Source organism: Pedobacter paludisoli, from assembly GCF_052344095.1.
GTDB lineage: Bacteria > Bacteroidota > Bacteroidia > Sphingobacteriales > Sphingobacteriaceae > Pedobacter.
The window spans coordinates 1,781,054-1,807,678 of the sequence record NZ_CP179926.1 but is presented as its reverse complement, the minus strand read 5'-3'; the positions used below and the strand labels follow the sequence as shown (position 1 = coordinate 1,807,678).

25 protein-coding genes are annotated in these 26,625 nt (G+C 37.4%); 14 read left to right on the top strand and 11 right to left on the bottom strand.

Annotated features, from left to right (window positions below):
• Positions 1-132: 132 nt before the first annotated feature.
• From ACJVDK_RS07165 to sppA, 3 genes are all read right to left on the bottom strand, one after another.
• Positions 133-732, bottom strand: a complete 600-nt coding sequence (locus tag ACJVDK_RS07165) for a DUF4254 domain-containing protein (RefSeq protein WP_443939597.1) — start codon at positions 730-732, stop codon at positions 133-135.
• Between the two features lie 80 nt (positions 733-812).
• Positions 813-2,492, bottom strand: a complete 1,680-nt coding sequence (locus ACJVDK_RS07160) for a helix-hairpin-helix domain-containing protein (RefSeq protein ID WP_443939596.1) — start codon at positions 2,490-2,492, stop codon at positions 813-815.
• A gap of 171 nt (positions 2,493-2,663) precedes the next feature.
• Positions 2,664-4,430: a signal peptide peptidase SppA gene (gene sppA, locus ACJVDK_RS07155; protein WP_443939595.1), complete on the bottom strand. Its 1,767-nt coding sequence runs from the start codon at positions 4,428-4,430 to the stop codon at positions 2,664-2,666.
• A gap of 49 nt (positions 4,431-4,479) precedes the next feature.
• Here sppA and folK point away from each other — a divergent pair, with 49 nt between their 5' ends.
• Both folK and ACJVDK_RS07145 read left to right on the top strand, forming a co-directional pair.
• Entirely contained in the window at positions 4,480-4,974 is a 495-nt protein-coding gene (gene folK, locus ACJVDK_RS07150; protein ID WP_443939594.1) for a 2-amino-4-hydroxy-6-hydroxymethyldihydropteridine diphosphokinase, read from the top strand.
• A gap of 17 nt (positions 4,975-4,991) precedes the next feature.
• Positions 4,992-5,366: an Hpt domain-containing protein gene (locus ACJVDK_RS07145; protein WP_443939593.1), complete on the top strand. Its 375-nt coding sequence runs from the start codon at positions 4,992-4,994 to the stop codon at positions 5,364-5,366.
• On the opposite strand, the gene pssA is transcribed toward ACJVDK_RS07145, so the two are convergent.
• The gene (gene pssA, locus ACJVDK_RS07140; protein ID WP_443939592.1) at positions 5,363-6,055 is read right to left on the bottom strand and encodes a CDP-diacylglycerol--serine O-phosphatidyltransferase; all 693 of its coding nucleotides are present in this window, start codon (positions 6,053-6,055) and stop codon (positions 5,363-5,365) included. The two genes, ACJVDK_RS07145 and pssA, sit on opposite strands and share 4 nt — an antisense overlap.
• A gap of 123 nt (positions 6,056-6,178) precedes the next feature.
• Positions 6,179-7,840 (bottom strand): transcription termination factor Rho, encoded by a 1,662-nt coding sequence (gene rho, locus ACJVDK_RS07135; RefSeq protein WP_443939591.1) that lies wholly within the window; start codon positions 7,838-7,840, stop codon positions 6,179-6,181.
• A gap of 401 nt (positions 7,841-8,241) precedes the next feature.
• Between rho and pyrF the strand changes: the two genes are divergently transcribed.
• From pyrF to ACJVDK_RS07115, 4 genes are all read left to right on the top strand, one after another.
• The gene (gene pyrF, locus ACJVDK_RS07130) at positions 8,242-9,072 is read left to right on the top strand and encodes an orotidine-5'-phosphate decarboxylase (RefSeq protein ID WP_443939590.1); all 831 of its coding nucleotides are present in this window, start codon (positions 8,242-8,244) and stop codon (positions 9,070-9,072) included.
• A 19-nt stretch (positions 9,073-9,091) separates the two neighbouring features.
• The gene (locus ACJVDK_RS07125; RefSeq protein WP_443939589.1) at positions 9,092-9,991 is read left to right on the top strand and encodes a DMT family transporter; all 900 of its coding nucleotides are present in this window, start codon (positions 9,092-9,094) and stop codon (positions 9,989-9,991) included.
• 64 nt (positions 9,992-10,055) lie between these two features.
• Positions 10,056-11,339 (top strand): DUF2851 family protein, encoded by a 1,284-nt coding sequence (locus ACJVDK_RS07120; RefSeq protein WP_443939588.1) that lies wholly within the window; start codon positions 10,056-10,058, stop codon positions 11,337-11,339.
• Positions 11,340-11,558 (top strand): PspC domain-containing protein, encoded by a 219-nt coding sequence (locus ACJVDK_RS07115; RefSeq protein ID WP_443939587.1) that lies wholly within the window; start codon positions 11,340-11,342, stop codon positions 11,556-11,558.
• Between the two features lie 9 nt (positions 11,559-11,567).
• On the opposite strand, the gene ACJVDK_RS07110 is transcribed toward ACJVDK_RS07115, so the two are convergent.
• The gene (locus tag ACJVDK_RS07110; protein ID WP_443939586.1) at positions 11,568-12,224 is read right to left on the bottom strand and encodes an ankyrin repeat domain-containing protein; all 657 of its coding nucleotides are present in this window, start codon (positions 12,222-12,224) and stop codon (positions 11,568-11,570) included.
• 376 nt (positions 12,225-12,600) lie between these two features.
• On the opposite strand from ACJVDK_RS07110, the gene ACJVDK_RS07105 reads away from it, so the two are divergent.
• The 4 genes from ACJVDK_RS07105 (at position 12,601) to ACJVDK_RS07090 (ending at position 17,151) form a co-directional block, all read left to right on the top strand.
• Entirely contained in the window at positions 12,601-15,195 is a 2,595-nt protein-coding gene (locus ACJVDK_RS07105) for a DNA translocase FtsK 4TM domain-containing protein (protein WP_443939585.1), read from the top strand.
• A gap of 61 nt (positions 15,196-15,256) precedes the next feature.
• Entirely contained in the window at positions 15,257-15,907 is a 651-nt protein-coding gene (locus ACJVDK_RS07100) for a LolA family protein (protein ID WP_443939584.1), read from the top strand.
• A 215-nt stretch (positions 15,908-16,122) separates the two neighbouring features.
• Positions 16,123-16,758 (top strand): peroxiredoxin, encoded by a 636-nt coding sequence (locus ACJVDK_RS07095; RefSeq protein ID WP_443939583.1) that lies wholly within the window; start codon positions 16,123-16,125, stop codon positions 16,756-16,758.
• A 195-nt stretch (positions 16,759-16,953) separates the two neighbouring features.
• On the top strand, positions 16,954-17,151 hold the full coding sequence (locus ACJVDK_RS07090) for a cold-shock protein (RefSeq protein WP_443939582.1): 198 nt from the start codon (positions 16,954-16,956) through the stop codon (positions 17,149-17,151).
• A 67-nt stretch (positions 17,152-17,218) separates the two neighbouring features.
• On the opposite strand, the gene ACJVDK_RS07085 is transcribed toward ACJVDK_RS07090, so the two are convergent.
• From ACJVDK_RS07085 to ACJVDK_RS07070, 4 genes are read right to left on the bottom strand one after another with little or no spacing between them, the layout of a single operon-like run.
• Complete coding sequence (locus ACJVDK_RS07085; RefSeq protein WP_443939581.1) at positions 17,219-18,403, bottom strand: hypothetical protein; 1,185 nt, start codon at positions 18,401-18,403, stop codon at positions 17,219-17,221.
• Between the two features lie 12 nt (positions 18,404-18,415).
• The gene (locus ACJVDK_RS07080) at positions 18,416-19,687 is read right to left on the bottom strand and encodes an aspartate kinase (protein WP_443939580.1); all 1,272 of its coding nucleotides are present in this window, start codon (positions 19,685-19,687) and stop codon (positions 18,416-18,418) included.
• A 1-nt stretch (position 19,688) separates the two neighbouring features.
• Entirely contained in the window at positions 19,689-20,156 is a 468-nt protein-coding gene (locus ACJVDK_RS07075; RefSeq protein WP_443939579.1) for a GNAT family N-acetyltransferase, read from the bottom strand.
• A gap of 56 nt (positions 20,157-20,212) precedes the next feature.
• Entirely contained in the window at positions 20,213-20,914 is a 702-nt protein-coding gene (locus ACJVDK_RS07070) for a YggS family pyridoxal phosphate-dependent enzyme (RefSeq protein WP_443939578.1), read from the bottom strand.
• Between the two features lie 71 nt (positions 20,915-20,985).
• Between ACJVDK_RS07070 and ACJVDK_RS07065 the strand changes: the two genes are divergently transcribed.
• The 4 genes from ACJVDK_RS07065 to ACJVDK_RS07050 all read left to right on the top strand — a co-directional run bounded on the left by ACJVDK_RS07065 (position 20,986) and on the right by ACJVDK_RS07050 (position 25,937).
• On the top strand, positions 20,986-21,696 hold the full coding sequence (locus ACJVDK_RS07065; protein WP_443939577.1) for a DUF4296 domain-containing protein: 711 nt from the start codon (positions 20,986-20,988) through the stop codon (positions 21,694-21,696).
• Positions 21,697-21,698: 2 nt separating this feature from the next.
• Positions 21,699-24,077 carry an endonuclease MutS2 gene (locus tag ACJVDK_RS07060; protein WP_443939576.1) on the top strand — a complete coding sequence of 793 codons (2,379 nt, stop codon included), beginning with the start codon at positions 21,699-21,701 and terminating at the stop codon, positions 24,075-24,077.
• A gap of 458 nt (positions 24,078-24,535) precedes the next feature.
• A complete protein-coding gene (locus ACJVDK_RS07055) occupies positions 24,536-25,237 on the top strand; it encodes a CoA transferase subunit A (RefSeq protein WP_443939575.1) in 702 nt (233 codons plus the stop codon).
• 40 nt (positions 25,238-25,277) lie between these two features.
• A complete protein-coding gene (locus ACJVDK_RS07050) occupies positions 25,278-25,937 on the top strand; it encodes a CoA transferase subunit B (RefSeq protein WP_443939574.1) in 660 nt (219 codons plus the stop codon).
• A gap of 45 nt (positions 25,938-25,982) precedes the next feature.
• On the opposite strand, the gene ACJVDK_RS07045 is transcribed toward ACJVDK_RS07050, so the two are convergent.
• Positions 25,983-26,624 (bottom strand): uridine kinase family protein, encoded by a 642-nt coding sequence (locus ACJVDK_RS07045; protein ID WP_443940036.1) that lies wholly within the window; start codon positions 26,622-26,624, stop codon positions 25,983-25,985.
• Between the last annotated feature and the right edge of the window lies 1 nt (position 26,625).

Here is a 26,625-nt window from a genome sequence, read left to right as displayed (position 1 = left end):
ATGGGCTTTGTCTTGATACTTACTACTTATTGCTTAAAACTTACTACCTAAAACTTACTACCTTATACCTTATACCTTTCGCCTTTCGCCTTTCGCCTTTCACTTTTTTCCTTTCACCTTTCAGCTCTTTCCTTACTTCTTATACAACACCGGGTTTAAGCTTGGGTCATTGTACATTTTCATTTGTTTATACACTTTCATGTATTTCTTTCCTTGCTTAATATCGGTCAATAATTCATCAATACTAGTCGATAAATCATCGCGTTGCGAAAGTAAAACCAATAATTTTGTTTGGCATTGTTCGCGGTGTTCAGCAGTAGCACTTGTTCTTTCTGCTTCTTCGCGCATGTGGTAAATTTTCAAGGCCAAGATAGACAAACGGTCAATTGCCCAAGCAGGGCTTTCGGTATTGAATTTTGCATCCGGCAGAGCCGTTATTTCTGCAAAAAGGTTTAAAAAATAACCATCAATAAATTCAACCATATCGGTACGAACCTGGTTTTGCGCATCAATGCGTCTTTTCCAGCTAAGTCCTTCTACCGGGTCTATATTAGGGTTTCGCACAACGTCTTCCATGTGCCATTGAGCGGTGTCAATCCAATTTTTAAGGTACAAAAGATGCTCTATACTATCTGCATCGTATGGGTTTTCAATCGGATGATCAATTTCATCAAAAGTATGGTAATCACGAATGGCTTGGTTAAAGATGTTGTTTGCTAGTTCACTTATCATGGCACAAAGTTATTGTTTTGGATAGAGATTTTGCGTACCCAACAACATTATTCTGGATACGCAAAATGAATAGGGTAGCTTTATTGTGGTTTTTTCTTGTTAAAATAGGCTGTAATTTCAGGTAAGCTAAAGGCATTTAAGCATTTGTCGGCACTTAATCCGCCTTTACGGGCAACTAAAATACCGTAATGCATGTCGTGGAAACCTTCTGTTCGGTGTGCATCGGGGTTAATGGAAAGCAATACGCCTTTTTCCAATGCATAACGGTGCCAACGCCAATCTAAATCTAAACGAAGCGGGTTGGCATTGATTTCAATAACTACTTGATTTGCTGCGCAGGCGTCGATAATTTTTTTATAATCAATCGGATATCCTGCTCTACTTAACAATAATCGGCCGGTTGGATGCCCTAAAATGGTGGTGTACGGATTTTCGATGGCTTTTAGTAAGCGTGCTGTTGCTTTTTCTTCATCCATGCGCAGATTACTGTGTACTGAGGCTACCACAAAATCGAATGTTTTTAAAATATCGTCTGCGTAGTCGAGTGAACCGTCACTTAAAATATCGCTTTCAATTCCTTTAAAAATTTTGAATGGAGCGAGTTTTTGGTTCAACGCATCAATTTCTTGGTGTTGTGCAAATACGCGTTCTTCATTTAGACCCTTGGCATAAACGGCCGTTTTAGAGTGGTCGCAAATGCCCAAGTATTCTAATTTTAAGGTGTCTTTACAATATAAAGCCATTTCTTCGAGTGTGTGAACGCCGTCGCTCCAAGTAGAGTGGTTGTGTAAACTGCCTTTTAAATCGGTAAATTCAATTAAATGAGGCAGTTTATTGGTTTTAGCCAATTCTATTTCATCGTAATTTTCGCGTAATTCGGGCTCAATAAAAGCTAAACCTGCTTGCGTGTAAATATCTTTTTCTGACTGAAAAGGGCCATTTCCGGCTAATTTCAATACGTTTTCTACGTGTTCGGCATTTCCTGTTAAGGTAAACCATTGGAGGTAGAAATCGGCTTTAGCCACAACATGAACCAAAACGCGTAAGCCCGATGGGGTACTGGCCAAAAGTGTGTTTTCCTTCACTTCGAAAGGCAACGAATCAAAAGTAGCTGAACTATTTAGCACGTGTTCTACCTGTTCGGCACCAATTACCAATTCCAATTCGTCGATAATTTCACAAGAGCGACGGTATTGTCCTGCAAAACCCAAAGAAGCATGCGGGTCTATTTTGATTAACCAAGTAGATATTTCTGTCAATAAACTATCCGCAAAAGCCTCAACTTTTGCATATAAGAAACGCCCATTGGCAGCTAATTTAAACTCAATGGCTTTTTTAATTTCCTCTTGGGTTTTTAAACCAAAACCTTTGGCTTCAATCAGACGATTTTCATTACAGGCGTAATACAGTTCGCCAACGGTTTCGATGCCTAAAGTATGCCAAATAATGGCTATTTTTTTTGGACCAATGCCTTTTATTCCCAGCATTTCTACCACCCCTTCAGGGGTTCTAGCAATGAGTTCATTCAATTCCTGAAGCTGGCCAGTTTGCAATAACTCGATAATTTTGGCCGCTAAACTTTTGCCAATGCCCTCAATTTTGTCGATTTCTTCAATGGGTTTATTTTGAATGGCGAAGGGCAATTTGTCTATTTTAAAGTAGGCATTCGCGACTGATTTTATTTTAAATGGATTCTCTTCGTGCAGTTCCATTAACTGCGACAAGAGTTTTAAAGTCTTGGCAATGGTTTTATTTTCCATGGGTGTAAAAGTAGAAAAAAGCTAGGTTTTAGGCTAATTTAAACAAAGAACCTTTTTGGATGAAGGAGCTTTTGTTTAACGTGCTTGCAGATAGCAAACAGTGCTAAAAAAAACGCAAAAAACGAGGTCGGAAATGACTCGTTTTTTGCGTTGTATGTGGTTGTACGCTATTTATTTGATTACCGCTTCGAAAGGCATTCTTGCTTGAATTCCAGAATGTTCGGTAACTTTTTTAAGCTGTTCGTAAATGTAGTAGTTATCACCTAATTCTTGTTTCGTGAAATAGGTTTTAATTTTGTCTCCGCCATCGCTTAATAGTGATTTAAGTGGATCAACAACTTCAGGATATTCTACTACTCTATAATTTTTTAGTTTTGCTTTTTTAGCTGCCGCCTTTATTGCGTAATCAAAGCTGCCAATTTTGTCGGCTAGGCCAATCTGAACAGCATCGGTGCCAATCCAAACATGGCCGCCCCCAATACTGTCGATGTACGCCGTGCTTTTCTTTCTTCCATCCGCTACGCGGCTAATAAAGCCACTGTACACGCGGTTTAATTGATTTTGGATAATGAAACGTTCCCCTTCAGTCATTGGACGATTGGTGCTCATGATATCGGCATATTGGCCAGTTTTAACACCATCAAAAGTAATACCCAGCTTGTTTGTCATTAAGTTTTGAAAATTCGGAATCATGCCGAAAACGCCAATTGAACCCGTAATGGTATTGGGTTGTACAAAAATACTATCTGCTGCGCAGGCAATGTAATAACCACCTGAAGCAGCAACATCACCAAAGGAAGCAATAACCGGTTTTTCTTTTTTGGTAAGAACAATTTCTCTCCAAATAACGTCTGATGCCAATGCACTTCCACCTGGTGAGTTTACACGTAGCACAATTGCACGTACATTATCGTCAAGCCGAGCTTTTCGAATTGCTCTAGAGATTCTTTCAGAGCCAATTACTTGGTCGTTTCCTTCTCCGCCGTTAATCTCTCCATTCGCATAAATGATGGCAACTTTGTCTTTTTCTGTGCTGTTTTCGGTATTGTTTTTAATGTAATCGTTAATATTTACAGTTGTTATGTTCTCACTTTTGGTTTTACCTGTTAAATTTTTAAAGGCATCCAAAATTTGATCTTTATATTTCAGTGCATCCACTAATTTGGCGTTAACAGCATCTTCCGGCGTACGGATACGGTACGTATTGGCAATAGTGTATAGAGTGTCTTTTGGTACGTTTCGGGTTAGTGAAATATCCGTTAAAAAAGTATTGTATAAACCGTTTACATAAGCAGTAACTTGTGTTCGGTTATACTCACTCATTTTATCTAAAATAAAAGGTTCAACAGCACTTTTGTAGTTGCCCACACGGATTACCTGCATTTCTACGCCTAATTTTTCAAGCGAGCCTTTAAAGAAGGTCAGCTCTGATTTAAAGCCTTTTATCTCCAAAGCTCCCTCAGGGTTTAAATATATCTTGTTGGCGGCAGAGGCTAAGTAGTAAGCTCCTTGGCTGTACGCCTCGCTATAGGCAATAACTTGCTTGCCTGATTTTTTAAAATCGATAATGGCATTTCGGATTTCACGCATGGTAGCGAATCCTGCATTTGGGCTGCTAACGTTCAAATACACACATTTGATGTTGTCATCATTTTTAGCTTCACGAAGTGCTTTTAGCAAATCGTTTAAGCCAATTCCAGTATTATCTCCGTTTGCAAATAAGGGGAAATTTGCGAGTGTATTTTTAGGTGTTCGCTCAGTTATAGGCTGGTCCAAATTTAAGTACAAAACGCTGTTGTCTTTTATTGTGACAGTCTTGTTATCGTCTAATGATGCAATTGTGGCCGTAATAATCCCCAAACAAATGAAGAAAATAATAACAATTGAAATAAAAAAACCAAGTATGGATGCAAATAGATATTTAAAAAATTCTTTCATTTAAATGATTTGATATATATTGTAAAGATATAAAAATACGTGAGGTTATATGGCATTAGAGCATACAATTGCTTATTTGTTACTAGGGAGTAATTTAGGGGATAGAGAAGAACTGTTGCTCAAGGCAAGGGTATTAATTGAACAGAATATAGGCAAGGTTATTGCTACATCATCGCTGTACGAAACAGCTGCTTGGGGAAAACTTGATCAGCCAGCTTTTTTAAATCAGGCGATTGGTGTTGAAACAGCTTTAGAAGCGATAGATGTTTTGGATAAAGCTTTAGAAATAGAGTTGCAATTGGGGCGAGTTCGTTTCGAAAAATGGGGAGAGCGTGTCATTGATATTGATTTAGTGCTTTTTGGATCAGAAATCATTGATATGGGAGAGAAGTTGCAAGTGCCTCATCCTCATATGCAAAATAGAAGATTTGTAATGGAGCCATTAGCCGAAATAGCCGGTGAACTTATTCATCCGGTTCTTGAGGAAACAATTGCTCATATTGCTGAGAATGTTGCCGATAGTTTAACAGTAAAAAAAATCTAATGTAATAAGACCTCAAAATGGAAGAAAATTACCAAAATCAACCTTTAGATTTATCATACCTCATCGAGATGGTTGGAAACGATGTTCCTTGTATGATTGAAATTTTTGACACTTTTGTTGAACAAACACCTTATTATTTAGTCGAACTAAAAGAGTCAATCGAACAAGCTAAATGGGAGCAGGTAGCTAATTTGGCGCATAAAATTAAACCAACCTACAGCTATATTGGCAGAGCCGATGTAAAAGAGTTTGTACAAACGATGGAGTTAAATGCCCGAAAGGAAATAAATGTTGAACGTTTGGCTCAAGATATTGCTTTACTCGAAAAATTGACGCAGCACATTTACCATCAAATTGAGGAAGCAAAACAAAATTTAAACAGTCAACTTTAATTTCTTGATGCGCTTGATGTTCCTTTAAAATGAAGGAACGATAAGGCAATGTATAACACCAATACGAAAGGTACAGCTGTAAATTGCAAGAAAGCAACCAGCAAGGCCGAAAGTATTAAGAAGATAAACTTAATTTTATTCTTATTCCAGCTTAAGTCGCTAAACTTTAGTGAAAATATTTTGATTTCACTAATCAACAAGAAGCTGGTAATAGCTGTAATGCTCAACAGCAGTAAGCTTGATTCAATTGCTTGCGGATAATCAAGGGCAATAAAAGGTAATGAACAAATAAAAAGCGTATTCATTGGTGTGTTTAAGCCAATAAAATCTTCCGTTTGCCTGTCGTCGTTATTAAATTTAGCTAAACGTAGTGCGGAGAAAACGGTTATTAGAAAACCAAAATATGGTAAGTATTCAGAGGTGTAATCGCTTGTTTTTAAGAGCTGAAACATAATCACGCCAGGTAAAAAACCAAAGCTCACCATATCGGCTAAAGAATCTAAATCCTTTCCTATGGCCGATTTTACATTTAATAAGCGCGCAACCATTCCGTCGAAAAAATCAAATATTCCCGAAAGAATAACAAAATAAGCTGCCGTTTGCAATTCGCCTTTAAAGGCAAAGACGATACCTATACAGCCAGAAAAGAGGTTGGCGCAGGTTATAGCATTCGGAATGTGCTTTTTCATAGTTCTTAAACGGAGTGAGCGTGTTGCTTTTGAAAAATAATACTCAAATATAAAAGAGTAAGATGTAACATTCCTTATGGAAGTGTTAAATCTTACTCCAGAAAGATTGGTTAAACAGCTTTTTTAGCTGTTCATTGAAATCAAAAATTCTTCGTTGCTCTTTGTACCTTTAATTTGTGCTTGAACAAATTCCATTGCTTCTTGGCTGTTCATGTCGGCTAAGTGATTGCGTAAAATCCAAACACGTTGTAAAGTATCTCTGTCATGTAACAAGTCGTCTCTACGGGTACTAGAAGCCGTAATATCAATGGCTGGGAAGATACGTTTGTTCGATAATTTACGGTCTAATTGAAGTTCCATGTTACCCGTACCTTTAAATTCTTCGAAGATAACCTCGTCCATTTTAGAACCAGTATCGGTTAAGGCAGTCGCTAAAATGGTTAATGAACCACCATTTTCGATGTTACGCGCTGCTCCAAAGAAACGTTTTGGTTTGTGTAATGCATTCGCATCCACACCACCTGATAAAATTTTACCCGAAGCCGGGGCAGTGGTGTTGTAGGCTCTAGCTAAACGAGTGATTGAATCTAATAGAATTACCACGTCGTGTCCGCTTTCTACTAAACGTTTAGATTTTTCTAAAACGATGTTAGCGATTTTTACGTGGCGTTCTGCAGGCTCATCAAAAGTAGAGGCAATTACCTCAGCACGTACGCTGCGAGCCATATCGGTAACCTCTTCTGGACGTTCATCAATTAACAAAATAATTAGATAAACTTCTGGATGGTTTTTCGCAATGGCATTTGCTACCTCTTTTAATAAATTGGTTTTACCAGTTTTTGGTTGCGCTACAATTAAACCACGTTGTCCTTTACCAATAGGAGTAAATAAATCCATGATACGCGTTGAGTAATTATTCGTATCGGTAAATAAATTTAACCTTTCTGTAGGGAATAAAGGAGTAAGGTAATCAAAAGGAACACGGTCGCGCACTTCTGCTGGAATACGTCCGTTAATGGTTTCTACACGCACTAAAGGGAAATATTTTTCACCTTCTTTTGGTGGGCGAATACTGCCTTTAACGGTATCGCCGGTTTTTAAACCAAACAGTTTAATCTGCGATTGCGATACATAAATATCATCCGGAGATGTTAAGTAGTTGTAATCGGCAGAGCGTAAAAAGCCATATCCATCGGGCATAATTTCTAATACACCTTCATTGGTAATGATGTTATCGAAGTCTAAGTTCGAATAACTGTTTTCATTTTTAGTATGATGACCGCCATTGGGTTGTTTCTGACGATTTTCATCGCGCTGCGGTTTTTCTTTTGGTTCGTGTTTTACTTTAGATGTTTGAACCGGAGTAGGGGCAGGAAGAACTTCTGCACTTTCCTCTATTAAAGCTGAAATTGGTTTTACGCTTTCTTCAGCCTCGCGTTCGAATGGAGCTGTAGGCTCGTCAAATAAAGTAACAGATTCTTTTTTCGCTACAGGAGCAGGTTCGTCTTTAGGCAAACGCGCTCTCTTTTTAGGTGCTGAAGCCTTTTCTTCAACCACTTTTGGTGCTTTTTCTGCTTTGCTGGCTTTTACTTTAGGGGCAGGTGCATCGGCAAGAACAACTTCAGCGGGAGCATCTTTTGCCATGTTAATCATTTCTTGTTGGTGTAAAAGCACTTCAACAAGGTCAATTTTTCTAAGGGAATCAGCACCTTCAATGCCATAGGTTTTTGCAAGTTCACGTAATTCTGTTGTGAGCTTATCATTTAATTCTGTTTTGCTGAACATTCTAAATATATATGTTTCAAGAAATTTTCATTTTTATAACAGTAGCTTCTGTTATTGTGCTAGGCTTGGTAAATGTATTGGAAGCCTTTTTTGTGCATAAATTCTTATACCATAAAACGATTCTGAGTTTGATTTTTCGTGCTCAATTGTGTTTTACATTTTGTTTATAAGCTGAATATAAAAGTAAATTGCTTTTAAAAAATGGTTACAAAAAATAAATTTTGATTAATTTTTCTGGGATACTCAGATAAATGGTTGAGAATTATGATGCAATTCTATGTATTTGAAATGTAATCTGCAAGAGAAAATTTAAAATGTTTAAAAAAAAATATAATTTCTTACGATAAACTGTCGCAAGGGATGAGCAAAAATCATCATATTTGCAGCAAATAAGGCACAATATGACTAAGCAACAACTTTTTGAGCAGATACAAAAAAAACGTTCATTTTTATGTGTAGGATTAGATCCTTCACTAGAAAAGCTCCCAAAACATCTCTTGAAATATGAAAATCCTATTTTGGAGTTCAATAAACAAATTATTGATGCTACCAAAGATTTATGTGTTGCTTATAAACCGAATACCGCATTTTACGAGTGCTATGGGAAAAAGGGATGGGAAACGTTAATTGAAACTTGGAAATACATCCCACAAGATATTTTCTCCATTGCTGATGCTAAACGTGGCGATATTGGAAATACATCAGCCATGTATGCAGAAACTTTTTTTAATGCAGCATCTTCCGAGATGAGTTTCGACTCGGTAACTGTAGCACCGTATATGGGGAGTGATTCTGTGACGCCTTTTTTAACTTTTAAAGATAAATGGGTGATTCTATTGGCGCTCACTTCAAATGCGGGACATGCCGATTTTCAATTGCTAGAAATCGGACAGGAAAAACTGTTTGAAAAAGTATTGACTACCTCACAACAATGGGCAAGCGATGAGCAAATGATGTATGTAGTTGGGGCAACTCGAGGTGCTGCTTTTGCCGATGTGCGTAAACTCGTTCCAAACCATTTTTTATTGGTACCAGGTGTAGGTGCTCAAGGCGGCGATTTAAATGAAGTGTGTAAATATGGCTTAAATTCGCAATGCGGCTTGTTAATTAATTCATCACGCGGAATTATCTATGCCGGGCAAGGCGAAGATTTTGCTGAAAAAGCACGTGAAGAAGCATTAAAATTACAGCAAGAAATGGAGCAGATCTTAATTGGCGCTTCTTTAATTTAGTTTAGCTTATTCTAATATTGTGAAAGCTAAAATAGATTTAAAACTGGTGATGGCCATGGCCGGGGTCGCCATTATTTGGGGTACTACATACTTAGGTATTCGCGTGGCGGTGGAAAGTATTCCGGCTTGGTATGTTACGGCCATGCGTCAAACAATTTCTTCGCTCATTATTTTGGTGATTCTGATCAAACAGAAGCAATTAAAATGGATTGGCTGGTCCGCTTTGAAACGTCAAATTATTCTTTCTCTTTTAATGGTGGTAATTGCTAATGGAATGACCACTGTTGCTGAAAAAATTATCCCCAGCGGGTTAACCTCTTTAATCAATGCAGCATCCCCACTTTTAGTGTTCGTTGGTTCGGTTTTGGTTGGTATTCATAAAGGAACATTAAGAGGATTTATTGGTGTTTTTGTTGGGTTTTTAGGGGTTGTTTTTATTTTTAGAAGTGGGATTGATGATTTGTTGGATCCGAACTATCTAAACGGAATTTTGACATTGTTGGTCGCTGTGCTTGGCTGGACTGTTGGAACCATTTATTCTAAAATGCACAGTGGAAAACCGGAATATATTTTTCTGAATTTATTCTATCAGTTTGCCTTTTCGGCTATTTTTCAATTGGGTTTAGCGCTTCTTTTTTCAGGCAAAGCTGATGTAAGTATTTGGAAAGTAGAAAGCATGTTAGCTACCGTTTATTTGGCTGTTTTTGGTTCAGTTTTAGGTTATTTTTGTTATTTGTATGCTTTAAAGAAAGTTTCTGCTTCGGATGTTTCAATGGTCACCTATTTTAATACCGTAATAGCATTGTTTTTAGGCTGGCTTATTTTGAATGAGAAAATAGATGCGGATTTAATCGTGGCTACGGTTTTAATTATCGCAGGAGTTTTTATAACCAATTATAAAAAAATAGAGAAGACTTAAGTATATTCGTTTAAGATTATCATCACTCCCTATTTAGCAAACATCCCGTTTATTGGAGGTTGTTATGCGTTTTTCAGAGGATTTTCTTCAGTATGTTTGGCAGTTTCGTTCGTTTGATTTTAAGGAGCTAAAAACAACGAATCACGAACCGCTTAAAATTCTTCATTCAGGCTTTTGGAACAAAGATTCTGGCCCTGATTTTAGCAGTGCTAAAATTCAAATTGGAAATACCATTTGGGCAGGTAATGTTGAAATTCATCTTCGTTCATCGGATTGGTTTCGGCATCATCACCAACTAGACGCGGGATATGAAAATGTAATTTTGCATGTTGTTTTTGAACACGATGCCCAAATAAATCGTTTAGATGGAACCGTTCTTCCTGTATTGGAGTTGAAGAATAAAATCCCGCAAACGTTGATTGAAAAGTATGAGAATTTGTTTCTGTCCTTAGTCGATTTTCCTTGTAAAAGTCAAATTGCTGGAGTAGATCGATTAATTATTGATTCATTTTTGTCTAGAACGCTGATCGAACGTTTGGAAGATAAAACAAAAGCAGTTTTAGAAACATTGACAGAATTGAGGGGAAGTTGGGATGAAACATTTTATCGCTTTATAGGCAGAGCCTTTGGATTTAAAGTAAATGCCAATCCTTTTGAACAGTTGGCAAGAGCACTTCCTCAAGTCATTTTGGCCAAGCATAAAAACAATGCGTTGCAAATAGAAGCGTTGGTTTTTGGTACGGCAGGTTTTTTAAAAGCTACGTTCCAGGATGAGTATCCCAACACACTAAAAAAGGAATTCAATTTTCTACAACGGAAATATGGTATAGTACCTTTAGAACCCTCTATTTGGAAGTTTATGCGTATGCGTCCGCAGAATTTTCCTACCATCCGATTGGCGCAGTTTACAGGCCTAATTCTGAAATCGAATCATTTGTTTTCAGTGGTGCTCGCCTGTACGAATTTAAAGGATTTGCCAAAGCTTTTTGAAAAGTTACCCATCAACGGTTACTGGGAAAATCATTATCATTTTCGAAAAGAAGGAGTAGGAGTAGCGCTTCAAATAGGAAAAACATCTGTTGATACTATTTTGCTAAATACGGTTGCTGTATTTTTATATGCGTATGGAAAGCACTTGGCCAATGAAGAATATATTCAGCGCGCGGTGAAATTAATAGAAAGTTTGCCCGCTGAAAAAAATGCCATCGCCAATAAATATGCCAATGCGGGCGTTTCTATAGAAAATGCATTTCAATCGCAAGCAATTTTACAATTGAAAAAACACTATTGTGATCAAAAAAAATGCTTATCTTGTGGAATTGGAATTAAAATTTTAAAGCAAAGTTAAATGTTTCAAAAAATTATTACCTATTTCGAAAAACAAAGCTTTGGTGTTTCTACATATTTAGCTAACAAGTTGAATATGAGTACCGCTAAGGTGCGCTTGTTTTTTATTTATTCATCGTTTTTGGCAGTAGGTTTTCCAATATTGTTTTATTTATTGGCGGCCATTGTGTTGGATATCCGCAATTACATGAAGCGAATACGGTTACGCGTTTGGGAATAGTGTAGGTGTTTAGTCGTCGTCTCTTAAAATTTCTGCAATTTCGCGAAAACCTTTTTCGGCCGCTAAATCGGCTGGTAATTTTCCACCTTCCATGCGCAAGCCCACTTCAGCTCCATGTTCTAAAAGTAGAATAATGAGTTCGATATTGCCTAATTGAGCTGCGGTGTGCAAAGGAGCTAAGCCTGCTTTTTGACAAACATTTGGGTAAGCACCATTGTCTAAGAGCATTTTTGTGATGGTATAATTGTTTGCAGCAACCGCTGAATGAATGGGGAAAACGTTAAATCCGTTCTTGGATGCTAAATTCACATCCGCACCTTTTAAAACTAAAAATTGAGCGAGTTTCTCGTGACCAAAATAACAAGCTAGTCCAAGGGGTGTAAAACCATCTTCAGAAAAGGCATTGATATTTTCTGGGTGTTGGAAAATAAGAAGCGTTGCGACATCAAATTTGCCAATTGCACAAGCTTCAAATAGGGTTAATTGGTCAACAAATTCAGCAATAATATCCGCAATTTCGGGTTTTTGGTAATAACAAGCCAGTAGTAATGGAGAAACTCGATGCGACGTTTCTGTTGTAGCCAGTTTTGGATGGCTCACTAAAATTTCTTTTACAGTTTCAAGGTTTCCTGCTTCAATTTGTTCTTCGAGTTGCGCTATATTCATATCGTAAAACTAATATCAAAACGTTAATATAGCAAATAAATACGTTTTTTCGCGTTTTGGCATTAAAAGTGCGCGAATGCATTGTTTTAAAACAAAAAATCCTGATTTACATAGCTATGTAAACCAGGATAAACCTAAAACAAAATTCGTCTCATCTAGCAAACGATGCAACTGTGTGTTGTAATTAAATAGACCTCCTAAAGGAGAAAAGGTTTAATTGGAAAATTGTTTTTTTCAATGAAAGTGATTCAAAATTAATATGATGCCTAGAGGTGTGAAAAAAAGATTTTAAATAAATTGAGCGAAGCTTTGAAAAGGCTTAACGCAAACCATGAATATATTTTATATTTGTTCAACTTTAAATTAGAGATAGCCAATGTCGGTAAAGGGCAACCAGTTTAGGACCAATACATTCAAAGATAAAAATGCTGAAAATGCCTCGGTGAAAACGCCAGGTAGTCGTCAGCAAAAGGAAAAACGTGAGTATTTACCTACGTTTAATTTACAAGATGGGAGAGCGATAAAAATAACGGGTTTATTTTTTGTCATTCTCTCTTTATATTTTTTAATCGCATTTACCTCGTATTTATTTACTTGGCAAGATGACCAAAGCTATGTGATTGATGCCAATGGCGGTTGGAGTAACTTGTTTAAAACGAGCGATGAATTACGCGATGCTGGATTGAAAACCCCAATTGTTCAAAACTGGTTGGGTAAATTTGGGGCATTGCTTTCACATCAATTTATTTATGAATGGTTTGGGGTGGCTTCTTTTTTGTTTGTCCTGGCCTTTTTCATCATCGGTTATCGCTTATTATTCAAAGTAAAAATCCTCTCCATTTCAAAAACTTTAGGATACAGCTTTTTCTTTTTGTTGTTCATTTCTTTAACCATGGCATTTGCCCATAGTTTTTGGTTAGAATCTCCTCATTATTTAGAAGGAGAATTTGGTTTTTGGAGCAACAGATTGCTAAGTATGCAAATTGGCGCGGCTGGCGTAGGCGGTTTATTGGTTTTTGCTGGTTTAACAATTTTAATCATTGCCTATAACATCGATTTTAAATTACCGGAACGTAAAAAAGAAGTTTATTTAGATAATGAAACACCTGATTACGTTCAAGAAGTTCGAAATCAACAAGCACAAAATAAAGCAACGGTTGAAGAACCATCAGAAGAGGTTGAATTTCCGGTAAAACCGATTGCAACTGAACGCAAAGCTCAAAACATTGTGATACAACCTAATCGCTTTGAAGAGGAGCCCGCAAAAGAAGAAGAAGTGATTGCGCCAGTGGTTTTATCGCCTCTGGTGACGAATTTGCCAATCACACCTGTAGCAGCAGCCTCGTCATTAGCCTTAGAGGTAGAGCCTACTAAGGAAGAGCCTGTAGAACCAGCTTTCACGGTTGAGCCAACGGAAGAAGAACGAAAATCGGAAGATTTGGTTGAGCAATTTGGTAATTATGATGAAACATTGGATTTATCGGGATATAAATATCCAACAATTGATTTGCTCGAAAATTATGGGACCAATAAAATTTCGGTTAATGCAGAGGAATTAGAAGCCAATAAAAATAAAATTGTAGAAACCCTGAATCATTACAATATTGAAATTGATAAAATCAAAGCTACAATTGGTCCAACGGTAACCCTTTACGAGATTATTCCGGCTCCAGGCGTTCGTATTTCGAAGATTAAAAATTTAGAAGACGATATTGCACTTTCCTTAGCCGCCTTGGGGATTCGTATCATCGCGCCAATGCCTGGAAAAGGAACCATTGGAATTGAAGTACCGAATCAACACCCGGAAATGGTGCCGATGCGCAGCATTTTAAATACCGATAAATGGACACAAACCACCATGGATTTGCCAATTGCTTTGGGTAAAACTATTAGTAATGAGGTGTTTATAGCGGATTTGGCAAAGATGCCACACTTATTGGTGGCTGGAGCAACAGGTCAGGGTAAATCGGTAGGGATTAACTCAATTTTGGTGTCGTTGTTATTTAAGAAGCACCCGGCGCAATTAAAATTTGTATTGGTCGACCCTAAAAAAGTAGAATTAACACTTTTCAATAGAATTGAGCGTCACTTTTTGGCAAAATTACCAGGCGAAGCTGATGCCATCATTACGGATACAAAAAAGGTGGTGAATACGCTTAATTCTTTGTGTATTGAAATGGATCAGCGTTATGATTTATTGAAAGATGCTCAAGTACGGAATTTAAAAGAGTACAACGATAAATTTATTAAACGTAAGTTAAATCCAAACAACGGCCATCGCTTTTTACCTTTTATTGTTTTAGTGGTGGATGAGTTTGCGGATTTAATGATGACCGCTGGAAAAGAAGTAGAGGCACCAATAGCACGTTTGGCACAGTTGGCAAGAGCCATTGGTATTCACTTGGTGTTGGCCACACAGCGTCCTTCCGTAAACATTATTACAGGGACAATTAAGGCCAATTTCCCAGCTAGGCTGGCATTTAGAGTATTATCGAAAATTGACTCAAGAACGATTTTGGATAGTGGCGGTGCCGATCAGCTTATTGGCCGAGGCGATATGTTATTGTCGACCGGTAGCGACTTGATAAGGCTACAGTGTGCATTTGTTGATACACCTGAGGTGGATCGGATTTCTGAATATATCGGCAATCAACGCGGGTATTCAGAAGCGTATCAGCTGCCAGAATTTATTGATGAAAATGGAGGGGGAAGCAAAGCCGACGTAGATTTAGGTGACCGAGACAGTATGTTTGAAGATGCTGCAAGGCTGATTGTGATGCACCAACAAGGTTCAACGTCGTTAATTCAACGTAAATTGAAATTAGGATATAACCGCGCGGGAAGAATTATTGACCAATTAGAAGCTGCGGGAATTGTAGGCCCATTCGAAGGTAGTAAAGCGCGTGAAGTTTTATTCCCAGATGAATATTCTTTGGAACAGTTCTTGAATAATATGAATAATGAAGGGTAGTTGGTTAAACCAAAATAAACAGAACTACTCTAATACCCTAAATAGAAAAAAGAAAGAAAAGATGAAGAAGTTATTTTCAGCATGTTTGATGGTTGCTGCTTTTGCAACATCAACGTATGCTCAAACAGATGCAAAGGCGAAAGCAATTTTAGCGGAGGTGAGTAAGAAATATAAATCGTATAATATCGTTAAAACAGATTTTACCTTCACGTTAGAAAATCCCAAAGCAAAAGTAAAAGAAACACAACAAGGAACGCTTTACGTTAAAGCCAACTCAAATAAGTATAAAGTTGCGATGACGAATCAAGAGTTGTTCAGCGATGGTAAAAGCCAATGGACCTATCTGAAAAAGGATAAAGAAGTACAAGTGAGCAATGTTGACAATAGTGCAGATGCCATTAATCCGGCTAAATTGTTTACGGTTTACGAAAAAGGATTTAAATACACCTACACAGGTGATCAGAAGGTGGGTGGAAAAACGTACGAAATGATTGATTTAGTGCCATTAGATTCAAAAAAATCTATTTTTAAGGTACGCTTAAGCATTGATAAATCCTTAAAACAAATAGCAAACGTTTTGTTGTTTGATAAAAATGGAAACAAATACACGTACAATGTGCGTGCTTTTTCTCCAAACGTAAAAGTTCCTGAAACTACTTTTGCTTTCGATGCAAAAAAATATCCTGGTGTTGAAGTGGTTGACTTAAGATAATTAACCATACAGTGGAATACCATATAAAAGGTTCGGCAATATTCGCCGGACTTTTTTTGTGTCCATTTTTTTGGTGTTAGCATGCTAAAATAGCATCAGCATAGAAATGTAAAATATTAAAATATAGAGAGATATCGGTATTTATTCGTGTAAATAAAGTTTGAAATGTCGACTAATTTTATAGATTTGAGTATTAATCATTAACGAAAATTATCATGAGCATTAGACTAGGCGACATCGCACCAAACTTTCAAGCAAATAGTTCCATAGGAGAGATTGATTTTTACACGTACTTAGGAGATAGCTGGGGTGTGCTATTTTCTCACCCAGCCGATTATACACCCGTTTGCACAACGGAATTAGGAAGAACAGCAGCATTAAAAGATGAATTTGAAAAACGAAATGTGAAGGTTCTTGCATTAAGTGTAGACACGGTTGAATCGCACAAAGGTTGGATAGGCGATATCAACGAAACGCAGCATACCACTGTTGAGTTTCCAATTATTGCAGATCCGGATAAAACAGTCGCTAATTTGTACGACATGATTCATCCCAATGCATCTGAAACCTTAACAGTTCGTTCATTATTTGTTATTGGGGCTGATAAAAAAGTAAAATTGATGATTACCTATCCGGCATCAACCGGGAGGAATTTCAATGAAGTATTACGCGTAATCGATTCGTTGCAATTAACCGCCAATTACAGTGTTGCTACACCAGCCGATTGGAAAGACGGTGAGGACGTAATTGTGGTAAATAGCATAAAAACAGAAGATATTCCGGAAAGATTCCCAAAAGGACATACCGTTATTAAGCCTTATTTACGCACCACGCCTCAACCCAATAAATAGTAAATTTTAAGATAAATATTGTAGATAATACAGGTAAAATCACTTGCTTTATTTCTGTAAATTATTATATTTGATTGTTTTGTGTCACGATTAACGCTTAAATCGAATTGTTAAATCTAAAATATTCCATTTGATTTAATTAAGACTACTCAAAGCAAGAGAAATTTATTTATTTTATTAATTTTTATTTTTTTTATGGCAACTGGAAAAGTTAAATGGTTTAACACACAGAAAGGATTTGGATTTATTGTACAAGAAGATAATAAAGATATCTTCGTACATTTTAAGGATGTTTTAGGTGGAATAGACAGCCTAAAAGAGAACGATGCAGTTGAATTTGAAGTGGCTGAAGGCAGAAAAGGTTTACAAGCAGTAAACGTAAAGAAAGCTTAAGCAGTATTTATACTTAATTTACATCATTCCTTTACGAAAAGCTCCTCTTAGAGGGGCTTTTTGTGATTTAATAGTATTGTTTTATTGCCGCTTCAATAATACAGTTGTTTCCATCATACAGTTTAGTGAAGAGGAAGAATTGTTCTTTAGCGGGTTTAATTTTATATTTTTTGATTAAATCTTCGGGCTTTCCCGGATAATTACGCACAATTACATTTCCAGATAAATTCTTTTCCTTTTTGAAATCGCTTGTTGAAATAATGTTCTTCACTTCGAAAATGCGACCCGGGAAATCGGTATTGAACTCTCGAGAACAATATAACTGTGTTTGGGGATGTAATTTTTTTAAAGTATATCGCTCGGCTATTAAATTGAAGTTTCCAGCCTTTAGTAAGGCCACATCAGGCTCGTATAAATATTCCCCTGGGAGAATCGAATGACAAAATTCAACAGTTGCTTCTTTATCGGAGAATATAAAACTAAAATCTTTTTCATGATCATTTAACATAGCCGCAACAATTTTAGGGCTGCCAATAAAACCCTTGTCGATGACCCATAAAAGCTCTTTACATTCATTTTTGGTACTTACAATATGGATTTCGCTCACATTTTTAAGTTCGGATAGGCCTGCCGCTAGATCTAATAAAGGAGCGGTTTTGATGATGATTCTTGTCGATTTTTCTTGCAAGGCCGCTAAGTTGCTGACCACATCGGGCGAACAATCTTTCAGCATAAAAACTTTTCCCTTTTCGGCTCTACGTGCCGGATCTATGTAAACAGTGTCAAACTTTTTGGAATGGTTTCGGATAAAGGCAATTCCATCCTCCGCTAAAAAATGAATGTTGGTTGTTTTTAATTCCTGTGCGTTGTGTTGGGCGATGTCGGATAAGGAGATATTGATTTCGCAATGCGTTACCTCTTTTATCCGCTTAGAAAAGTAATATGCATCCACCCCAAATCCTCCTGTAACATCGATTAAACTATCGCCTAATGCTAATTTTGCTTTGTATTTCGCGGTAATTTCAGAAGAGGTTTGTTCGATGGATAGTGGCGAAGGATAGTAAATATTTTCGGTATGGAACCAAGTTGGTAGTTTCTTTTCGGCTTTCTTTTTAGCGGTAATTTGCCCAGCTAATTCAGCGGATGAAACTTCTTTGAACGCACTTTTAGATAAAGCAATTTGATTCGCATCCGCCTGTAAATTTAGGTGTAGATAGGCTTGTACCGCTTTATCTAAAAGGTGTTTGTTCATTTTATAGTTTATTTACGCGGGCTCGATATTTTTCATCACCATTTGGCAGGTGTGACGACTCTTGACTTCCAATAAAATATCCTTATTGATAGTAATTCGGTCGATGGTTGCCTGATCGTAATAGCGAATGGTTACCAATTCTAATCCTTTATTGTATTTGACGTTAAATTCGTCGGATAAAATTTTTATGAGTTTTTCAATTTTAGAAGCATCATCGTCTACACTAACGGAAAAGCTCAGTGCCGAATTTAACATGGTGTTAATTTTAATGCCGTGTTGATGAAAAAGATCGAAGATGTTGCTCAGGTTTTGTTCAATGATGAATGAATAATCCTTAGGGAAAATGGAAATTAAGGCTTGATTAATCTTGAAAATAAACGATGGAATGGGTAATGGATTATTTTCTTTAGTAATGGCTGTTCCTTTTTCTGCGGGACTAATAAAAGAACGCACAAAGAGGGGAATACCCTTGTTTTGTAGCGGTTTTATGGTTTTTGGATGAATGACATTCGCACCGTAATACGTTAGTTCAATAGCATCGTGATACGATAATTGATCAATTTTTTCCGTTTCGTCAAACCATTTAGGGTCTGCGTTTAGCACGCCGGGTACATCTTTCCAAATGGTTAAGGCATGCGCATCCAAACAAGAAGCAAAAACACCGGCAGAATAGTCGGAGCCATCTCTGCCTAAAGTAGTGGTATAGTTTTCACTAGTTCCGCCAATAAAGCCTTGGGTAACGACTATTTGTTGATTCAATAGTGGAAGTAAATCTTTTTGAACGTTTTGCGTAGTTTTTGTCCAATCAACTTTACCTTCTTTGTAGGTGTTATCGGTTTGGATGTAGTTTCTTGCGTCGGCCCAAAGGGTTTTAATACCCGTTTCATTTAACCAAGCAGCAACAATTTTGGTCGAAATCACTTCACCGATTGATACAATTTGATCGTAAATATAGTCCGTATTCGCATCGGCTTCATCTTCAATAAGCCAATCAATCTCCACAAAGGTATTGGCTACTTCGTCGTAAATCGAATGATTTTTTCCTTGAAATAATTCATCAATAACAGCGAAATGAAATTGTTTGATTTCCTCGAAAATTACATGTGTATCTTCGCTTCCAGTTAAATATGCTTGCGTTAAGGCTTCCAGTTTATCGGTAATTTTTCCCATTGCAGAAACCACAACTAGCAATTTTCCTTGGCCGTAATCGCGAATGATAGCTGCTACATTTTTTATTCCATCAGCATTTTTAACAGATGCTCCACCAAATTTAAAAATATCCATATTAAAAAGCTTTTACCTGATCTTTAGAAAGTGCCGCATTTAACCAACCTGCTTCTAAGCTAGCCTGATATTTGTTGTAAAAGTTAATCGCCGGGTCATTCCAGTCGAGCACTTGCCAAACCATTCCGTTGTAGGGTGCATTTTTCGATTCTTCGATTACTTTTTCGAATAAAATTTTGCCAATACCTTTTCCTCTAAATTCTTCTGTTACGATGAAATCTTCTAAATATAAACGGCAGCCTTTCCAGGTTGAGTAGCGGGTGTAGAATAATGCAAAACCTACAATTTGTGCATCAACTTGAGCTACGTAGGCTTTCCAAACAGGTTGATTACCAAATCCCGCATCCACAAATTCATCGAGGGTAACGGTTACTTCCTCAGGTGCACGTTCATAAACAGCTAGTTCGTTAATTAATTCTAATATTCGTGGGCAATCGCTGTCAATTGCCGTTCTGATAGTTAAATTCATTGATTTTTTGTTGTGTGGGATGTTGTATCCCTAAATAAATTAAAAGAAATGTCCTTTTAATTTGCGGATGCACCTACTTTAAAATGCTTGATTACTCTTTTGCCAAAAATAGCACTGCCAATGCGTACCATGGTACTTCCTTCTTCAATGGCTATTTTATAATCGGCACTCATACCCATCGAAATTTCTTTAAAGGAGTCAGTTTTGCGGAAGAAACTTACTTTAACGCCCTCAAAAAATACCTTTAGCTCGTTAAATTCGTGTGTAATTTGTTTTTCGTTTTTGGTGTTGGTGGCAATACCCATTAAGCCAACAATGCGGATATTTTCCAGTTGGGTATATTCTTCTGAACGAAGTAATTCGACAACTTCATCAAAGCCTAAACCAAACTTAGTGTCTTCATCGGCAATATACACTTGCAGCAGGCAGTCAATAACACGTTTGTTTTTTGCGGCTTGTTTATTGATTTCTTGTAATAATTTTAAACTATCAACCCCTTGAATTAAATGTACAAAAGGGGCAATGTATTTTACTTTATTACTTTGTAAATGACCAATCATGTGCCATTCAATGTCGGTAGGTAGAACCGCTTGTTTATCAACCATTTCCTGAACATGATTTTCGCCAAAAATTCGCTGTCCGGCGTTGTAAGCTTCCAAAATGGCTTCGTTATTTTGCGTCTTAGAAACGGCGATTAACTTTACTCCATCTGTTTCTACTTCGTTTTTATATTTTTTAAGATTATCAGCTATGCTCATTTATAACTATTTTTGGTAAAATTAATAACCTCGTTGCAATTTGGGCAATAAATACTAGTTTAAATTTGAATATGAAGAGAATTTTTTGGGTTTTAATGTTCGCGCTATTCGCTTTTGGATGTAAGCCTGGGATACCAGAAGATGTGATCGAACCCGATAAAATGGAGAATATTTTGTACGATATGCATATTGTGGATGGTTATTTAACGACCATTTACATTCCAGATTCCTTGAAAAAAGTAGCTGCAGCGTATTATGGAGGCATTTACAAAAAATTTGATACGGATTCGGCGAGTTACAATAGGAGTTTAAATTATTATTACAATAAGCCAGAGCTGATGCAAAAAATGTATGATAATATTGAAAAAAGAATGGGATGGGCTAAAACTAGTATGAACAAAGCGGATTCGATTATCAGACACAAGAAGTTTGTAGTAGACTCGTCAAAATTATTGAAAATATTTAAGGCAGATACGTTGAAGTTGCGTGCCAAGTTAAAGCCTCAGGCAAGTTCAAAGGCAAAGGCCGATTTGCAAATCACGAAGAAAAAGCACGAGCTGGATTCGCTGGTGAAGCTGAGAAAGCTTGCGTCGAGTTCGGATGCTTATAAATCATTGAAGAAAAAATTCACAGCCGATTCACTTTCGATACGCAAGAAAATGAAACCTGATTCTGCGTCGAACGCACAGTTGAAAGCGGCAATTTTAAAAAGAAAACAGAAGTTAGATTCTACGCTACAAGCGCGGAAAAATGGACTTCCGGAATCAGTAGTAGCACAATAATCATGTTATATCCCGATAATTGTTTAGAACGTTTAGGATTTGTTGAGATTAGGGCTTGTATTAGCAAGCATTGCTTAAGCCCAATGGGACAGGCGATGGTTCAGAAAATGCAAGTGATGAACCGTTTTGACCAAATTGATAAATTTTTACGCCAAACTCACGAGTTTAAGAGCATTTTACAAAACCAAGAGCCGCTTCAAATCAATACCTTTTTTGATATAAAATCGCTCGTAGATAAAATAAGAGTAGAAGGAACCTATTTGCAAGAAGATGAATGGTTTCAGGTGTATACTTCTTTGCAAACTGTTTTCTCTGTGCTGCGATTTTTTGAGGAACGCCCTGAGGTTTACCTCACTTTAGAAGCGCTTTTTGAGCATTTGCCTATTGAAAAGAATATTCTTCGAAAAATAGAAACTGTTATTGATCCAAAGGGAAAAATTAAGCCCAATGCATCGCGCGAGCTGCAAGAAATTATTGGATCCATTGCAAAAGTAGAGCAAGATGTTCGCAAGCGTATGGATTCCATTTATAAGCAGGCAATAGCCAATAACTGGGTGGCCGATGGTAGTTTAACGGTGCGCGATGGAAGGATGTGTATCCCAGTTTTGGCCGAAAATAAACGTAAGCTGAAGGGTTTTGTACACGATGAATCAGCAACTGGGCAAACGGTGTATATTGAGCCGGAAGAGGTTTTTACCTTAAATAATAAACTACGTGATTTAGAGTTTGATAAAAGAAGGGAAATTATTCGTATTTTAATTGCCTTAACGGATGATTTACGCCCTTATTCGCCTTTATTGTTATCGTACCATAGCTTTTTAACCAAATTGGATTTTGTGCGGGCAAAGGCCTTATTTGCCATTGAAATAGAAGCCGAAATGCCAGGTTTATTAAAAGAACCTAAAACGAAATTAATAAATGCACGGCATCCCTTGTTAATGCTGTCGTTTTTAGCGGAAAAGAAAACCATAACTCCTTTAAATATACATATTGATGCGCATACCCGCGTGGTCTTGGTTTCTGGACCAAATGCCGGTGGTAAATCCGTGTGCATGAAAACGGTTGGTTTGTTGCAAATGATGTTGCAATCGGGTTTGTTAATTCCGGTGGATGCCAACAGTGAAGTTGGGATTTTTGAAAATATTTTTGCCGATATTGGCGATGACCAATCCATTGAAAGTGATTTAAGTACCTACAGTGCACACTTAACTAAAATGCGTTTTTTTGTGGAGCATGCTTCGCCTAAAACGATGGTTTTAATTGATGAGTTTGGTACCGGTACCGATCCGCAGTTTGGAGGACCAATGGCCGAAGCGGTTTTAGAAGTGTTAAACAATAAAAAGGTTCGTGGGGTAATTACCACACACTATTCTAATCTAAAACTTTTTGCAGGTAATACGCCGGGATTGGAAAACGCATCCATGCTGTTTGATAATGCGAAAATGAAACCACTCTATGTGCTAGAAATGGGTAAGCCTGGGAGTTCGTATGCTTTTGAAATTGCACAAAACATTGGTTTACCAAAAGAAGTGATTGAACTGGCCAAGCAAAAAACAGGTTCGAACCAAAACCGTGTGGATACCATGTTGGTTGAACTGGAGCGTGAAAAGAAAGTGGTTTACGATGCGAAAGTGAGTTTAGCGAACCAAACGAATAAGGCAAAAAACTTAGTAGCGGAGAACGAAAAGCTAAAAGCCTTTTTAGAGGAAAATAAAAAAGTACTGATAAAAGAGGCTAAGTTAGAGGCTCAAAACATCATTAAAAGTGCCAATAAACTGGTTGAAAATACCATTGCCGAGATTAAGGAAAAGCAAGCAGATAAGGCTGCTACAAAGGAATTAAGGCAGAATTTAGCAAAAGAATTGGTTAACAACCAAACGCCAAAAGAAAAACCTAAACCAGCACCCGTTGTTGTGGGAGGTGAAATTAGTGTGGGCGATTGGGTGAAGTTTAACGACAGTGAAACCACGGCTCAAGTATTGGAGATAAACCGCAATGAATTGATTTTAGCCATGGGCGATTTACGCTCGACGGTGAAAAAAAATCGGGTACAAAAAATTAGTAATAAAGAAGCGAAGAGAGCCATTCAGAGCAGTGGAATGTCTTTTGCCGGACGGATGAACGATGCTGTTTCGAATTTTAAAGCAGAATTGGATTTACGTGGTAAACGGACTGAAGATGCCTTGTTTGAAGTGGAGAAATACCTCGATAAAGCCATTATGTTAGGTTTCCCATCTATTAAATTAATTCATGGGAAGGGTGATGGTATTTTGCGGAAAATGATTCGTGATTATTTGCGAAAATATAGTCAAGTAAATCGAATGGAAGATGAACATGCCGATAGAGGAGGGGATGGAATTACCTATGTGTATTTGAATTAGGAGGAACTTACGTATGGTTTCACAAAGACGAAGTTGATTTGTATAGTAGATTTAATGAGTTTGTGCAGAGTCCTTTCGGTATTAAACCTGACAGGAGCGAGCATTCCGATTTTTTCGGGATAAAGCGGATGGCAGGACTAGCGGTTCCGATGGAAAGCTGGAGTTGGTTTTCTTAAAAAAAGATTATTTTTTTCTTCCCGGGCATTTTTTGCAACGCTTACCTTCTTTGTATTTTTTGCAACATTTTTTATGCTCGGCTGTACAGCTGAATAAGAAACCCATTCCTTTTTGAAATTCAGGATCGGTGGGCAGGATGAATAGGGTATCTTCTCTCTCGTAAATCATTGCAGCACAAAGGTAATACTTATTTAGATTAATTACAATTTAAAATATTAAGGATTAATTTATGAGTGTTTAGGGCATTTTGTACCTTTGTTGTCTAACTAGATATTCATACTATGATAAATAAAGTTGTTTCTGGGCCTGAGGAGGCTATTCGAGATGTTGAAGATGGGGCAACCATTATGCTGGGTGGTTTTGGCCTTTGTGGTATTCCTGAGAATTGTATTCATGCCTTAGTTGCAAAAAAAGTAAATAATTTAACGTGTATTTCTAACAACGCTGGGGTTGATGATTTTGGTATTGGCTTAATGCTACAAGAACGTCAGGTTAAGAAAATGATTTCTTCGTACGTGGGGGAGAATGCCGAGTTTGAGCGTCAATTATTGAGCGGTGAATTGGAAGTTGAATTGATTCCACAAGGTACCTTAGCGACACGTTGTTTGGCAGCGGGATACGGAATGCCCGCAATTTTTACACCTGCAGGTGTAGGCACCGAGGTTGCCGAGGGCAAAGAAGTACGCAATTTTAATGGAAAAGATTATTTAATGGAATATGCATTTGATGCAGATTTTGCCATTGTTAAAGCCTGGAAGGGCGATACCGCCGGAAATTTAATGTTTCGTTCAACAAGTAGAAATTTTAATCCGGTGATGGCCATGGCCGGAAAAGTGACCATTGCTGAGGTAGAAGAATTGGTGGAGGCAGGTGAACTGGATCCCGATCACATTCATACGCCGGGTATTTACGTACACCGCATTTTTCAAGGGAAAGACTACGAGAAAAGAATTGAACAGCGGACGGTAAGACAGAAAGCTTAGGAATTTGAAATAGTTTATTTTGAGGGTTTAAAAAGAAGATATGGCATTTTCAAAAGAAGAAATAGCGCAACGTATTGCGAGAGAAATAAAAGACGGTTACTATGTTAATTTAGGAATTGGAATTCCAACATTGGTAGCCAATTACATCCCAAAGGGGATAAATGTTGTTTTACAATCGGAAAATGGATTGTTAGGTATGGGACCTTTTCCTTTTGAAGGAGAGGAAGATGCCGATTTAATTAATGCGGGAAAACAAACCATTACTACTTTGCCAGGCTCGTCTATTTTTGATTCGGCTATGAGCTTTGGGATGATTCGTGCTCAAAAGGTTGATTTAACCATTTTAGGTGCCATGGAAGTTTCGGAAAACGGCGATATTGCGAATTGGAAAATTCCGGGTAAAATGGTGAAGGGAATGGGCGGAGCAATGGATTTGGTGGCTTCTGCTAAAAATATTATTGTTGCCATGCAGCATGTTAATAAAGCTGGCGAAAGTAAGTTGTTGCCAGCATGTACATTGCCATTAACGGGGGTGCGCTGCATTAAAAAGATAGTGACCGAATTAGCCGTTTTGGATGTACTTCCTGAAGGTGGATTTAAATTACTGGAACGCGCACCAGGAGTGAGTGTCGATTATATTCGTCAAGCAACAGCAGGTCGATTAGTGGTTGAAGGAGAAGTTCCTGAGATGCAACTTTAAAGGAAATAAAAAAAGTCGATAGTTTCATTTCTATCGACTTTTCTTTTATTCTTCTAATTGAATGGTATCTTTTAGCCTATGCGATATTTTTTCGGTAATTGCAATTATTTCGTCTGGCTCGTTTGAATTGTTGAGCACTACTTCGTTACAATCTGTTTTGTAAGGTAATAAATATTCGGTGTATGCGGGCATTACATGGTTGTGCCATTTATATAAAACATCCTCTTCGGGATAACCACGCTCCATTCCATCGCGTTTAATTCTTCTATCCAAGGCAACTTGTTCATTCGCTTCTACGAATATCGCATGGTCTAAAAGCTGCGCAATTTCTTTAAAATGCAGAATAAACAAACCTTCAACAATAATTATTGGAGCCGATTTAATTTCTAAAATTTTTACAACGGCTAAGGGATTATTAAAGTTGTATTCCTTTTTATAAACGACCCCACCGTTGATTAGTTGTTTAATGTCGTGCAAGAATTGTTGACTATCAATGGTTGATGGAAGGTCGAAATTATAGAGTTTGTTTTCTTCCTGGGTCATTTCTCCTGCCGGAATGTAGTAGTCATCTTGCGAAACAAGGGTTACTTCATCTTGCTTAAAATGATGCAGGAAACAATTCAAGAAAAAAGTTTTACCTGATCCACTGCCTCCGGCGATACCAATTATAAAGGGCTTTTTATTCAAA